Source organism: Muricoccus vinaceus, assembly GCF_042433125.1.
Lineage (GTDB): Bacteria > Pseudomonadota > Alphaproteobacteria > Acetobacterales > Acetobacteraceae > Roseomonas > Roseomonas vinacea.
Map to the genome: position 1 here is coordinate 1 of NZ_JBHLVZ010000036.1, position 13,997 is coordinate 13,997.

9 protein-coding genes and 1 pseudogene are annotated in these 13,997 nt (G+C 67.4%); 5 read left to right on the plus strand and 5 right to left on the minus strand.

Annotated elements, in window-relative coordinates:
- From ACFFIC_RS13765 to ACFFIC_RS13775, 3 genes are all read right to left on the minus strand, one after another.
- Positions 1 to 358 (minus strand): alpha/beta fold hydrolase (locus tag ACFFIC_RS13765; RefSeq protein WP_377051229.1); only part of this gene is annotated, 358 nt, incomplete at its 3' end.
- Between the two features lie 99 nt (positions 359 to 457).
- The gene (pcaB, locus tag ACFFIC_RS13770; protein WP_377051231.1) at positions 458 to 1,816 is read right to left on the minus strand and encodes a 3-carboxy-cis,cis-muconate cycloisomerase; all 1,359 of its coding nucleotides are present in this window, start codon (positions 1,814 to 1,816) and stop codon (positions 458 to 460) included.
- A gap of 14 nt (positions 1,817 to 1,830) precedes the next feature.
- A complete protein-coding gene (locus ACFFIC_RS13775; RefSeq protein ID WP_377051233.1) occupies positions 1,831 to 2,820 on the minus strand; it encodes a Bug family tripartite tricarboxylate transporter substrate binding protein in 990 nt (329 codons plus the stop codon).
- A gap of 106 nt (positions 2,821 to 2,926) precedes the next feature.
- Here ACFFIC_RS13775 and ACFFIC_RS13780 point away from each other — a divergent pair, with 106 nt between their 5' ends.
- The 5 genes and pseudogenes from ACFFIC_RS13780 to ACFFIC_RS13800 all read left to right on the plus strand — a co-directional run bounded on the left by ACFFIC_RS13780 (position 2,927) and on the right by ACFFIC_RS13800 (position 9,958).
- Positions 2,927 to 3,724 (plus strand): GntR family transcriptional regulator, encoded by a 798-nt coding sequence (locus ACFFIC_RS13780; protein WP_377051235.1) that lies wholly within the window; start codon positions 2,927 to 2,929, stop codon positions 3,722 to 3,724.
- 233 nt (positions 3,725 to 3,957) lie between these two features.
- Positions 3,958 to 4,141, plus strand: a pseudogene (locus ACFFIC_RS13785) (transposase); the annotation flags it as partial.
- A 74-nt stretch (positions 4,142 to 4,215) separates the two neighbouring features.
- Positions 4,216 to 4,662 (plus strand): transposase, encoded by a 447-nt coding sequence (locus ACFFIC_RS13790; RefSeq protein ID WP_377051237.1) that lies wholly within the window; start codon positions 4,216 to 4,218, stop codon positions 4,660 to 4,662.
- Between the two features lie 509 nt (positions 4,663 to 5,171).
- Positions 5,172 to 7,073 carry a methyl-accepting chemotaxis protein gene (locus tag ACFFIC_RS13795; protein ID WP_377051239.1) on the plus strand — a complete coding sequence of 634 codons (1,902 nt, stop codon included), beginning with the start codon at positions 5,172 to 5,174 and terminating at the stop codon, positions 7,071 to 7,073.
- An 851-nt stretch (positions 7,074 to 7,924) separates the two neighbouring features.
- On the plus strand, positions 7,925 to 9,958 hold the full coding sequence (locus ACFFIC_RS13800; protein ID WP_377051241.1) for a methyl-accepting chemotaxis protein: 2,034 nt from the start codon (positions 7,925 to 7,927) through the stop codon (positions 9,956 to 9,958).
- Positions 9,959 to 10,405: 447 nt separating this feature from the next.
- On the opposite strand, the gene ACFFIC_RS13805 is transcribed toward ACFFIC_RS13800, so the two are convergent.
- Positions 10,406 to 10,921: a DDE-type integrase/transposase/recombinase gene (locus tag ACFFIC_RS13805; protein WP_377051243.1), complete on the minus strand. Its 516-nt coding sequence runs from the start codon at positions 10,919 to 10,921 to the stop codon at positions 10,406 to 10,408.
- Between the two features lie 688 nt (positions 10,922 to 11,609).
- Complete coding sequence (locus tag ACFFIC_RS13810) at positions 11,610 to 13,844, minus strand: PBP1A family penicillin-binding protein (RefSeq protein WP_377051245.1); 2,235 nt, start codon at positions 13,842 to 13,844, stop codon at positions 11,610 to 11,612.
- Between the last annotated feature and the right edge of the window lie 153 nt (positions 13,845 to 13,997).

The following is a 13,997-nucleotide window of genomic DNA, read 5'->3' on the forward strand; positions in this document are numbered from 1 at the left end:
CCGGCTTGTAGAAGGCGTCACCCTCCGGCTTGGCGCTCATGCCATGGCCGCGCAGGTCGATCGACACCATGCGGAACTCGCGGGCCAGTTCCGGGTCCCGCAACTGCCGGTCCCAGGAGAGGGCGGCCTGGGCGAAGCCGTGCAGGAACAGGATCGCGGGGCCCTGCGGATTGCCGAACTCGTAGGTCGCAAGCCGCAAGCCGTCGGGCGAGGTGACGAAGCGCGGGACATAGGCCGCCCGTTCCGCCGGCGCGGGCGCCTGCTGTGCCCGGGCGGCCGCCACGGGCATCAGACCGAGGCCGATGGCGGCCGCTCCCCATCCCATCGCGTGCCGCCGACCTGCCGGATGCGCTTTCATCTCCAAGCCTTCAGAAAGGGAGTTGCTGAGCAAAACGCCGGGCTGTGCATGGCCCGCCATGCTCGCGCGATGAAGCCGCATCCGTTGCGGCAATCTGCTTCAATCCGCCGCCCGGCGCCGCTCCAGCACCCGGTCCACCATAGCGGGCGCAAGCCCGAGATAGTTCGCCGGGTCGCAGTGCCGGTGCACGCCCTCAGTCCCTCCCAGCGCGCTGACGACCTCCGGCACCTCGGCCAGCGCCTCGGCGAGCGTCCGGCCAGAGGTGATGGCAGCACGGCAGGCATCGTAGACCACGTCATGCGCGTGCTGCCGCCCGAGTGCCGGGGCGGCCGCCATCATCACCGCCTCCGCCACGATGAGGCCGCCGGACATCCCGAGGTTCGCTCGCATTCGTGCTTCGTCCACTGTCAGGCCCGAGAGAGCGAACCGCGCCTGGTGCAAACAGGAGGCGGTGAGGAGAAACGTTTCCGGTAGGGCCAGCCACTCCAGATGCCACGGACCGGTGGCCCGCTCGAAGTCCTGCACCATCGCGTCCAGTACCAGTGCGACCTGCTGCCGCACCGCCTTGGCAGTGGCCAGCATGATCTCGGATGAGATCGGGTTGCGCTTCTGCGGCATGGTGGAGGAGGCACCACGCCCCTTCACGAACGGCTCCATCACCTCACCACCGAATTCGGTGGACATCATCAGCATGATGTCGGTCGCGATCTTGGCGAGCGTGCCCGTGACGAGGCCGAGGAAGGCCACCGTCTCGGCCAGGCCGTCGCGCGCCACATGCCAGGTGATCACAGGCTGGCCCAGCCCCAGTTCCTCGCAGAATGCCTCCTGGACCCGGAAGCCGTCCCCTCCGAGAGAGGCGAGGGTGCCCGCGGCGCCCGCGAACTGCCCCAGCAGCACGCGGGGCCGTAGCTGCGCCAGCCGCTCGGCATGGCGGTCCATCGCCGCCAACCAGATCGCGACCTTGTAGCCGAAGGTGACGGGCAAGGCCTGTTGCAGGTGCGTGCGCCCGGCCATCGGCGTGTCCCGGTGGCGCGCGGCGAGATCGGCCAGGATGCCGCGCAGTGCACCGATATCCGCTTCCACGAGGTCGAGCGCGGCGCGGACCTGCAGAATGCTTGCGGTGTCCATGATGTCCTGGGTTGTGGCGCCCCAGTGGACATAGCGTCCGGCCTCTCCCGCCATCTCCGCCAGCTGGTGGACAATGGCGAGGATGGGATAGCCGACATTGTCTGTTTCAGCCTTCAGGCGCGCCCAATCGAACGCCGGGCTGGCGCCGGCGGCGGCGATGGCTTTCGCGGCCTCGGCCGGGATGATGCCGCACCGGGCCTCGGCGCGGGCAAGCGCGACCTCCACCTCGACGTAGCGGCCGACCAGGGCCTCGTCGGAGAAGACGGCGCGCATCTCCGGCGTGCCGAACATGTCCCGGAAAAGGGCGGAGTCGAGCGGGGTGCTGGGCATGAGTGGATCTCCTGTTATTCCGGTTGCACGCCCGCCTGGCTCATGACACCGCGCCAGCGCTCCACCTCGGACACCAGGAAAGCCCGCGTTCCCGCCATGTCCGCCTCGGGCATCGGCACGTTTCCCAGTTCGATCAGCTTCGCGACAAAGGTGGGGTCCTTCATCACGGTTCGCACATCCTCGTGCAGGCGTTCCAGGATCGGCCGCGGTGTCGCAGCCGGAGCGAGGAGCATGTTCCAGGTGGACATCTGGAAGTCCGCAAGCTCCGGGATGCCGCTCTCGCGCACCGTCGGCAGGTCCGGCAGGAAGGGCACGCGCGTGGGAGAGGTGACGGCGAGCGGGCGCACCAGACCGCCGCGGATGCTGCCCAGCGCCGTGGTGGAGGTGTCGTTGACGGAGACGATCGCGCCCGAGAGAAGATCCGTCATCGCGTTCGCCACACCGCGATAGACGACGTGGTTCATGCGGGCCCCAGTCTTCGCGAGGATCTGGACCATGGACACATGGGCCGCCGAGCCGTTGCCGGCCGATCCGTAGTCCAGCGCGTCCGGCCGGGTGCGGGCCGCGTCGATAAGTTCCTTCAGCGTGCGGTGGGCCGAGTTGGCGCCGACCAGCACCACCACCGGCCCTTCCATCAGCACGCTGACTGGCACGAAGTCGGCGACCGTGTCGTAGGAAAGGCGGCGGTAGAGGCTCGAGTTGATCGAGTGGGAGAGATTGTTGAACAGCAGCGTGTAGCCGTCCGGCGCGGCCTTGGCGACGACGTCCGCCCCGATGGTGGATCCCGCGCCGGTGCGGTTCTCGACCAGGACGCGCGCGTTCATCTGCCGGGATAGCTGCTCGGCAAAGACGCGGCCCAGCGTGTCGGTCGGTCCACCGGCCGAGAAGGGGAGGATCAGCCGCACCGGCTTGTCGGGATAGGAGCCTTGGGCGCGGACCAGGCGCGGGGCGGTAAGGCTCGCCGCGGCGGCGAGGGAAATGGCAACAACGGCGCGGCGCTGCATGGACGATCACTCCCGATCCCGAAAGGTTCGATCCTTTCTATTGGTCCGGTCCTATCGACCCACGGGATGGCTTGTCAACGCTCAATGAGACCGCACCAATACCGTGATGCCATCGATCGCCTCCACGCCGCGCTACGTCACGCTTGCCCGCCAGATCGCCGCGGAGATCGCGGAGGGGCGGCACCCGCTCGGCTCCCAGATGCTGCCCGAGGTCGAGATGGCGGCGGAGCGCGGTGTCAGCCGGGCGACGATGCGGGCCGCGCTGGACAGGTTGGAAAGCCTGGGCCTGATCTCCCGCCGTCGTCGCGCGGGTACCCGCGTGGCTGCTCTGCGCCCCGCGGATCAGGGCGCCTATCAGCAGTCCCTCGCGGGGATCGGCGACCTGCTGCAATACGCCGCGCAAACCCGGCGTGAGATCAACAGCATCAGGCCCGTGGTTTCGGACGAGACCATGGAGCGCGACCTCGGGCTGCGGGCGAAACAGCGCTGGCTGCGGATCACCAGCCTTCGCGTTCCGGCGGATGGCGGCGCCGCGCTGTGCTGGACGGAGACCTACGCGGATGCGGCCGCAGCCCCTCCTGATTTGGAGCAGCGCCTGAGAGGGGCGGAGGCGGCGGAACTGATCGCGACGGTGCTGGCGGCATGGTCCGGGCGGCCGATCGCGGAAGTGGTGCAGGAGATCGACGCGGCGGGGATCCCAGCAGGGCCGGTCGCCAGGGCGCTCGGCGCTAGGGCGGGGGAGCACGCGCTCGAAATCACCCGCCGCTACCTCGATCCGTCCGGCCTGCCGCTTTCCGTCAGCGTCAGCCTGCATCCGGCGGGGCGGTTCACCTCCGTCAGCCGCCTGCGCCGCGCCGCGGAGCCCGCCACGCGGCGCCGGACGGATGACGCCGGGAGCCAGTAGGGTCGCCGGAGGGGGTGAACGCCCTCTGATGCAATATTCCGCAAAACCGGGAGGGTGGTTCGTGGGTCCGGCCATGGCGGTGCCGATGCACGGTTCGCTTGCGGAAGCCGGGATGCGTCGCCCCCCTTGCCCGATGCCTTTCCCCACGTGGGATTCCGGCGGCGGGCCGGGTGCAACCTGTCCGGTGCTGTCGCAAAGCTTGGGAAAAACCTGCGCTGAGTCGTTGAGGAGGGGTGGCTCTTCTCGTTCCTGATGACCTCTGGCCGGTGGTGGAAGTGCTGTTGCCGCAGGATCGGCCGAAGCCGAGAGGTGGTCGGCCGCGCGCCCGACCGGGCGGCGCTGGCTGGTATCTTGTTCGTCCTGCGGACGGGCATTCAGTGGCATGAGGTGCCGACCGAGCTGGGCCGCTGCGGCAACAACCCGCGGCGTGCCGCTCCAGCCGCCGAGCGGAGACGCCGAAGGTGCCGCGGGCTTGCCCTGGCACGCGTCCCGTGCACCTGCTCGTGGACAGCACGGGGCGGCGGTTATGCGGCCCGGGCGAGGCGTGGCCGACCGAGAAGCACAGGAACAGGGAACGGCGGCCGTGGAGCAGGTTGCACGTCTGTGTGGACGCCGACACCCGGCGGATCGTCGCCTCCACCCTGACGATGAATGGCGTGGATAACGTCGCGCAGGCTGGTTCCTGCCTGACCAGGTCGCCGACGCAGGGTGAGGCCGCCGCGCGGCTCCCGATGCTGTCGTGGTCGTCCCGCCCCGCTCCAGTGCCGTGCGAAGCCTCATGGCCGTGGCGGCGCCAATCCGGCACGACGAGCACCGCAGGTGTCATCGCCGAGCTCGGGCGCACGGGCTGGCAGGAGGCGCTTGACCACTCGTCGCACCCCCTCGCCGAGGCAGGTACCGCGCTGATTTTGGCAAGGCACTTGGTGCGTTTGGCGTAAAGAACCATAGACGGTTGATGCCGAGACTTAACATCCGGTTAGCAATCGACCAGCAAATACCCCCCCGCACTGTCAATGGGGAGCTGCTTGAGGCCATGCGTGCGTTCAACAATCTTTCGGTGGCCCGTAAGCTCGGTGCCACCGCCGGCCTCGCCTTGACCCTTCTCACAGGTTTGGTCAGCCTCGTCTGGTTTGAGGCGCAGGAGGTGGAGCAGCAGCAGGATAGGTTGCGGGACGCGGCCAAAGTGCTGACGGTGGTGGAACGGGCGGGGACGAGAGCTGGGCAGGCGCCAGCGGCTGCGGCCGAGCTCGGCATGGCACAGGATATTCCGGCCGCGCAGGCCGCCGCGAGCCGGGCACGTGAATCCCTCGCCGCCGCCCGCTCGCTCGTGGACGCCGCGGCCAGCAACATTGCCCTGCCCGCCGCCGCAAGCGCCGTGCGGGCCGCCGGCCCTGCCACCGTCGCCTATGAGGCAGCGATCGGCCGGATGCTGGACGCTCGCCTCCGTATGATCGAGGCGCGTGACGATCGCCTCTATCGCATGAACGGTGAATTTGATCAGGCGATGGAAGCGGTGCTCGGCGCCCTCGACTTCGAGTTGCCAGACCGCAGTCAGGTTGAGGAGGTGCGCGGACGCCTCATGGCCTTCAGCAACGCCCTGAACGAAGTGCGTCTTTCCATTCAGCGTTTCCTCGTCACCGGTGAGGATGCACAGGCCCGCCGCGTGCGCCGCGCCCTGGCCCAGCAGCGGGTGCATCTGCGGGGCGTGCAATCCTACCCGCTCTCCAACCGACTACGCGAGGACGTCGCCCGTGCTGGCACGATCTCCACGGCCATCACCGAAGCTTCGGAAACCATCCTGACGGTGCTCGCAGAACTGGCGAAGATTCGCGCCGAGGAAGTGGAAGCGGCAGCAACATCCCTGCAGACCGCCCTGGCTGAAGCGACGAGCCTGCTCCAGGCCGACGCCGATCAGCGCCGTAAGGCCGTCGAGCACGCCCTTCGGGGCATGCGGACCTTCACCGTCTGGATCGGCGTATCGGTGGCGCTCATCCTGCTCCTTTCGTCCTGGGTGAGCGCCCGTGCGATCGGCGGCCCGTTGCGCCGCGCTGCCGCCCGGGTGCGCGCCATTGCGTCCGGCGATACCACCGCTGGCGGCGCGGACGAAGCGAGCGACCGCGTGGCAACCGACGAGACCGGCCGGATCGCCGCAGCACTGGAGGAACTGCGCGGCACCGTCGGCCGGGCCTTCGCCCAGGCTCAGATGATCGAGCAGATGCCACTCGGCCTGATGGCGGCGGACCGTGATCTGCGGGTCACGCACACCAACGTCGAGATGGGCGCAGTGCTCGCCCGTCTGGGGTTGAACGAGCCGGTGGTGGGCCGCAGCCTCGATGCCCTGCCGCTGGAGGGAATGGCGCAGCTTCACACCGTGCTCTCCGATACGTCCCTCCTGCCCCATCGTGCGCGCCTGCGGATTGGGAGCGAGGTGATTGATCTGCAGGCTTCTGCGATCACCGACAGCACGGGGGCTTACGCCGGTCCGATGCTCACCTGGAGGCTGGCGACGGAGGAGGCTCGCCTGGCCGATACCTTCGAGGCTGAGGTCGGCGCGGTGGTGGAGAACTTGGCGCGCGAGGCGGAACAGCTGCGCCTTGCCGCCAGCGCGGTGCATGACAGCGCCGGCCGCTCGGGGCGGGAAACCGCGCAGGCGGCGGATGCCGCTTCCAGCACGAGCGGCGAGGTGGGCGCCGTTGCCGCCGCCGCGGAGGAAATGGCTGCCAGCATCAGTGAGATCACGCGGCGCGTGGCTGAGGCTGCGGAGGTCGCTGCCCAAGCTGTTCTGGAAGCGCGCGAAACAGATGTGACGGTGCGCGGGCTTGCCGACAGCGCCGCCCGGATCGGAGACGTGGTGCGACTGATCGGCGAGATCGCGGGCCAGACCAACCTGCTGGCGCTGAACGCCACGATCGAGGCGGCGCGGGCGGGCGAGGCCGGGCGCGGCTTCGCGGTTGTGGCGAGCGAGGTGAAGACCCTGGCGGCCCAGACCGCCAAGGCCACCGAGGACATTTCCGCCCAGATCCAGCAGATGCAGGCCGCGACCTCCAGCGCCGTGGGAGCGATCCGCGGCATCGGTGCCACGGTGGAGCGCACCAGCGGCATCGCGACGGCCATCGCCGCCGCCGTGGAGCAGCAGGGCGCCACGACGCAGGAGATCGCCCGCAGCGCTTCCGAAGTTGCCGGCAGCACCGATCGCGTGAGTCGCAACATCGCCGGTGTCCGCGCCGCTGCGGAGGAGACGGGAAGCGCAGCCAGTCGGATGCTCGCGGCAACGGAAACCCTGACCACCCAGACCGCGGTTCTGCAGGAGCAGTCGACCGGCTTCCTCCGGGCTGTCCGCGCGGCATAGCGACTTGCCAGTTCGGCGGCTCGGCGGAGGACCGGCGAGAAAAGGGTGGCGGTAGATCAGTCCGCCCAGTGCCGGCATCGCAGCCGGGAAGGGCGCTGCCCGGGTCAGCCGGACGCCCAGGCGCAAGCACGCGATCCGGCACGCAGGCGGCAACTGCCGCCTCGGTGGCCCAGTGCTCGTCGGTGGGCGCAGGCAGCGCGCCGCCGACGGGCAGCTTGAAGCCCGTGCGCGCGCTCGGCGATGGCACCTGCGGTGCTCGTCGCGCCGGGTTGGCGCCGTCACGGCCACGGGGCTTGGCACGGCACTGGAGCAGGGTGGGACGACCACGGCAGCATCGGGGGCTGCGCGGCGACCTCACCCGGGTCGGCGCCCTGATCGGGCAAGGAACCAGCCTACGAGCCGCCATCGACGCCATTTGTCATCAGGGTGGAGGCGACGGTCCGCCGGATGCGGGCGTCCACACAGATGTGCACCCTGCGCCCGTCGCCCGGAAGCGGTGCCTCGGAATGCGCTGGTGATGCTCGGCGCTGGCCTTGAACAGCAAACTGCGCTCACCCGGAGGACGACGAGTCCTCGCCTCCTCAGGATCCCAACCCAGCCAAACCGTCACGCCGACCCGCGCAAAACAACCGGGGTCGGTCATGCGCCTGAATGGGGTAGAGCGCCTCAGCTTGGCCTAAACTACCCGGGCCACCGTGCTCATCTGCCTCGGTCAGATCAGGTGGCACTGTTGGGCGCTCTAAATACGGGGCCGTTAACTCGCCGTTAAGGGCAGGTCGAAAAGCTGGCGAACATGCCGGCCCGGCATGCGCCGAAAGATGCGCGCCTCGTCGAACTGAAAGCACCTTTGCATGAATGTCTTGGCTACGCTGGCGCTAGAGGTCCGCGGCCGCGCGCGTCGCATCGGGATCGTAACACGCCTTCTTGTCTCCTCCCTCCTGGCTGTTGTGGTGGCTGTGGTCGCCGTGCAGGCGTGGACGCTGCAAGTTGCCCATGAAGCTGAGATGCAGGGGGCTCAGAAGGCGTTGCAGATCAACCTGGCGATGCTGCGGAGCGAACTGGGTGCCATCGGTACCGAGTGGCGCCTGGGCGAGGATGGCAGGCTGACCCTGAACGGGCAGCTGCTGAACGGGCGTGATGACCTGGTGGACAAGCTGGGCCGCATCACCGGCGGCGTTGCCACGATCTTCGCGGGCGAGACGCGCGTGGCCACCAACGTCCTCCGCCCAGACGGCACGCGGGCTGTTGGCACCAAGCTGGCGGCTGGACCGGCGCGTGATGCCGTGATCGGTCGCGGCGATCGGTACCAGGGCACCGCCGACATTCTCGGTTCCTCCTACCTGACGATCTACGAGCCGATCGCAGGCGTGACCGGCCGGCCCGCAGGCATCCTCTTCGTCGGCGTGCCGCTGGCCGAAGCCGAGGCGGCCATCAACAAGATGGTGCGCGAGGGGTTGCTGGCGGGGCTGCTGGTCATCGTGGTGGTGGGTGCTGTCCGCTGGTTCGCCCTGCACCGTTCCATGCGCCCCCTCGGTGAGCTCGCCGCCAGCGTGCGTGCCATCGCCGAAGGTCAGCTCGACCGGCCCGCACCCTGTGCTGACCGCACCGACCAGCTCGGCCAGATCGGACGCGCGATTGAGGTGCTGCGCGACGGCGCGCTCCGGGCGCGGGAAGCGGAACAGCAGATGGCGGTCGAGCGAGCCGCCAAGGACCGCCGGCAGGAGGCGATGGACCGGCTGACCACCGACTTCGGCACCACCGTGTCCGGCGTGCTCGTCAAGCTCACGACTTCCGCCGATGGCATGCGCTCCGCTGCCGGGGGCATGGCGCAGGCGGCGGAGAAGACCAGGGGAGAGATGGAAAGTACCGCGGTCGAGGCCAGCGGGTCATCGCAGAACCTGGCCACGGTTGCCGCGGCCACGGAGCAGCTGACGGCCAGCGTGGGCGAGATCTCCCACCAAGTCGAACAAGCCGCAGGTTCTGCCCAGCAGGCGGTCCAACTGGCGCAAACCACAAACACGACCGTGGCCAGCTTGAGCGACGCGGCTGGTCAGATCAGCGAGGTGGTGCGGCTTATCTCGGACATTGCAGGGCAGACGAATCTGCTGGCGCTGAACGCCACCATCGAGGCGGCACGGGCGGGCGACGCCGGCAAGGGCTTCGCCGTGGTGGCTGCCGAGGTGAAGCAGCTCGCCAGCCAGACCGCCCAGGCCACAAGCCGCATCGGTGCCCAGGTGGCCGCCATCCAATCGGTCACGGGCGAGGCGGTGGAGGCGGTGCGGGGCGTGGTCGCGGCCATTAGCCAGGTGAGCGAGGTGGCAAGTGCCATCGCAGCCGCGGTCGAGCAGCAGGGAGCGGCCACGCGTGAAATCGCCGTTCAGGTGCAAGGGATTGCCCAGGTGACGGACAAGGCCACTCATGCCATGCGCGACGTGTGCAGCACCGCCGAGCAGTCAGGCACCATCAGCCATACTGTCCTGTCAGCGGCGGACCAGGTTGCCAGCCAGTCCGACGGACTGCGCCAGGAGGTCGACCACTTCCTCAATGCCGTGCGGATGAGACAAGGCGACGAGGAACGCCGCCGCTATGAGCGCGTGGCTGGGGGCGGCACATCCGTCCAGCTTCTTTGTGGCACCCATGGCACGGGTTCTGCGGCCCTCCGTGACATCTCGCTGGGCGGCGCAACGCTCGCCTGCGAGTGGCCCTGCGACATCGGGGCCGAGGTTCTTTTGCGGTTGCCGGGAGAAGGCGACATGGCTTCCGCGCGCATCGTTGACTCGCGAGATGGCACGCTCGCCGTCGCTTTCCGGCAGGAACCGGCGAACCTGGCGCGTGTCACCCGCGCCGTGGAAACCATCACCCGCGCTACCAAGCGAGCCGCCTGAGGCAGGCGTTCACCCCTTTTGAACCAGTCACGGAGAAGGGGGTGAGCGCTCCAATGGATTGAGAAGGGTCTGGAGAAGCTGATGTGGGATCCACACCAGCGATGCCGGACAGAGCATCTCAAGCGGGATGCGGTTTGACTGCTGCCGATGCGCGAGCGGACAGTGAGCGGAGTGTTGGCCGACCTCCAGATGGGCAGGTCGAGGTTGAGGCAGTGGCAGTGCCCCCTGCAGCAAGTGGAGCCACTGGTCTGCCTTCAGCCGACGCAGAGCAGGCATCGGCGTGGCTGCAATGGCAGAACGAAGTCGTGCGGCGGCACGGTCCGCCTGCCGACTCGGGGCAGCAGGGCTGGCCGGGCGGCAGAGGGTAAGTTGCAGATCCGGTCATGAGCAGAGAGAAGGTGGTGCGCTTGTCCGGCGGACTTGAAGCGCTTCAGCCCCCGGCTTCGCTCATACGAGCTCTCTGTTTGGTTGTTCAACCCTTTTCGTTGATCTGCGATCGCGGGGCGGCGTCACCCTCTTCCTTGCGGCGCCCTGGCTTGCCAGCTTGTCAATGACCATGACGCGCGATGGCCACATCCGCCATTTCAGCAGCTTCCTCAGTGATCGCCTGGAGGCTTGCTGATCCTGGCGGCCCTGCGCCAGCATGTCCGGTATCAGGCCTGCGCGACCTATGGCGCGCCATAGCCAGTGCGTCGCACCGTTGGTCTTGAGCGCGGCCTCATCCAAGTGCCATCTGTCGATGGTCCTGGGCAGCCAGGGGCGGATCTCCCTGACGAATGCATGGCAGAACTTGCGGCTCCGATGCCGCAGCGCCCCCTGGCAAATCAGGATGCCTCGCGAGGCGAGCGGCGCCTCCACGATGCGCAAGATGAGGGAGAGCTTGAACAAAGGCCAGAAGGCCCGGCGGATAACTTCAGGCGGGAAGGAATGGCCGACGAAGCTGGGGCAGGCAGGTGCTGTCATACCAGCCGGCCAACCAGAGATGAACTGCCCGGGTGAACTCGGAAACGGACAGCTTGCCAGTGCCTCGCACACTTTGGCAGCGCCGTCGAAGAAGGCAGAGAACTATGATACGCAGTGGTGTCAGGCTCGCGTGGCAGAGGGATCTAGCGCCAGGATTGATCGCCTAAGATGTTTGAGCCTGGCACAACCCCAACTGCGCCGGACTCTTGTGAGTTGGTCGGTGGCAAACCGGAATTCGAAGCGGAATTTCCGTTTGTTTCGACGGGAGTGTCGGTGCAGGACGAACGCAAAAGGCTGCAGTCCCAACGGTAACCGTCCCTGCGCCCGGTCAAGCTGCCCCCCCGCTCGAAACGACACACGCATTGCCGGCCAGCCAGGCAAGCTGCCATTCCGTCATGGTCAGAGGTGCAGGCTGGCCCCGGCGTAGAACTGATCGGCATCGGCCGCTGCGACGCACCGGTCCCATCGGACCCGAACGCTTGTGATGACCAGAGTGGAAGCATCACAAGCGCGAAGAAACAGACCACTTCGGCCTTGCCGTGCCCGCATCCGAGCTTGCCGACTTGAAGCAGTGAAAGTTTGACCAAATTCGCCTCCTTCGGTCTGGATGATCGGATCGGGGCCCTGACGATTTCCGAAGAACATTCTGGTCGTGACACAATGCAAATTCAGGCGGGGGCCGCAATGTTTAAGGCGGCGTGCCACTTACGGACCGACCAGGTGCTGCCCAGATGCCCAGCCTTGCGCGGCGGGCATCGTTCTCGGCCCGCCGAAGAAGGGGGGGCGCCGTGGCTGCCGCACGTCCACCGCCGTTGGAAAGAACGACTTCGGCGAGGTCGCGATCTCCGACGCGGCAACGGTGTCCCGATGCATCCGGCGCCTCGCAGATCACATCCCGCCCAACCAGATAACGTGCCATCTGGTCTGCCGCCTGCCCGGTGAAGCCTTCAACCCCTGCGAGTCGAACGAGGTCCTGGCCGATGCGGAGCGTTGCCGTGTCCAGCACGACGATCGGCTCACGCATCCGGGCATGATCCGGCCTGCTGGCGGAAGGTAGCGACAAGGCTGGAGCGGGTGCCGGTGGAACAGAAGCGGACGAAGACGCGTGCGCACCCGCCGATGCCCGCACATTCGCCGTCTTCACCCGGTCGGCCTCGGCGACAAAGGAGCGCCACATCACGGCCGGCATGCCTCCACCAGCAACCCCGTTGGTCGGTGAGCTGTTGTCATTTCCGACCCACACGCCGACGACGACATCCGCGGTGAACCCGATGAACCATGCATCACGACTGTCCTGGGTCGTTCCAGTCTTTCCGGCCACAGGGCGGGCCAGTTGCGCCGCGCGCCCCGTGCCTTCGCGAACCGAAGAGAGAAGAAGTTCGAGCAGCGCCGCCTGTGTGGATGGCTGCAGCACCGAGGCTGCCGTTGGGGGCAGGTGTGTGAACAGCGAACGGTCCCGCGCTCGCACTTCGCGCACAAGGTAAGGCTCTACGCGCCGTCCTGCCGCCACAGAAGCAAAGGCGGTGGTCATGTCAAGGAGAGTGGTTTCCACGCTACCTAGCGCAATACTGGGTACATTCAGCAGATCTGATCGGACACCAAGGCGCTGTGCAAATTCGATGACCCGGTCGCGGCCGACTGCTTCCGAAAGTTGGACGGCAACCGTGTTGACCGAACGAGAGAAGGCATCGCGTAAGGTCATCTGGCCGCGGTAGGTCCGGTCAAAGTTCACTGGTTCCCAGGCACCAACCCGCACGGGCCGATCGACGACAGATGTGCTGGGTGCCCAGCCTGCCTCAAGTGCCGCCCCATAGACAAAGAGCTTGAAAAGCGAACCTGGTTGCCGTCTTGCCTGATTTACGCGATTGAACTGGCTTGCCTGGTAGTCACGGCCACCAACGACTGCAAGTATGGCGCCGTCGTGCGACATCGCGACGAGCGCGGCCTGCCCAACCTTCGCGTGTTCTCCCTCACGGTCGAGCGCCTGCATTACCACGCGCTCGGCAATGTCCTGAAGTGATAGGTCCAGGGTCGTGCGTGCCCTCGCATCGGCCGGCAGAGAGCCAGCCAGGCGCCTCGTTTCTCCTTCGGCCCAGTCGGCGAAGTAGCCGCGCCCTGGCATCGCCTCGGGGGGAGTCCGAAGCTCTGCGGGTGCCGCGCGGGCCGCTGCCGCTTCTTCGGCAGTAAGTCGGCCCGCATTCAGCATCGCGTCCAGGACGGTTCCGGCCCGCCGCTGTGCGCCGCTCAGGTTTCGTGTTGGCGCAAAATGGGAAGGGGCCTGGACGAGGCCGGCCAGCATCGCGGCCTCGGCGAGCGTCAGCGTGCCCGGCTCTTTGCCGAAGTAACGCCGGGCCGCGGCATCAGCACCCCAGGCTCCGGCCCCGAAGTATGCGCTGGAAAGGTAGCGCGCGACGATCTGGTCTTTGGAGAGCTGGTGCTCAAGCCACAAGGCGATGAGAAGCTCCTGACCTTTCCGGGTGAGGCTGCGCTCCTGTGAAAGGTAAAGCAGGCGTGCGAGTTGCTGCGTGATGGTGCTGCCGCCTTCACGGGCACGCCCTGCGACCGCGTTACGAAGGGCAGCTCGCAGCAGGCCTCGTAAATCGATGCCGCCGTGTTCGTAGAAGCGCTGATCTTCTATCGAGATCACCGCATCCTTCAACCATCGGGGCATATTGTCTGGGGTGAGGGCGGTTCCACGAAAGACGCCCCTGGACGCGAACGGCTCGCCATCCGTCGCCTCCAGTACAACCGATGCTGAGGGCGCCTCCTCGATCATGCCTCCGTCGAGGGGCAGGCGTAGAAGCAGCCAGCCCGCCAGGGCTGCTACAATCAGGAGGCCGCTCAGAAGAAGGGCCGCGATCGGACCGGGCCTGAACGCCGCGGTGAGGATCGACACAACACGCAAGCTGCCCTGCCGCTCCACGCGTCTCTCCTGAATCAGCAGGTCAGAATTCTACATCAGCCAAAGGGCAAGCCAAGGGAACACATTTCTAAGCTTTTCAGAAATGCATCGTCATGCAAACAAGCATGATCTCTGTTCAGGGGCACTCCCGTTCGAGAAAGGGCGGCTGCATGC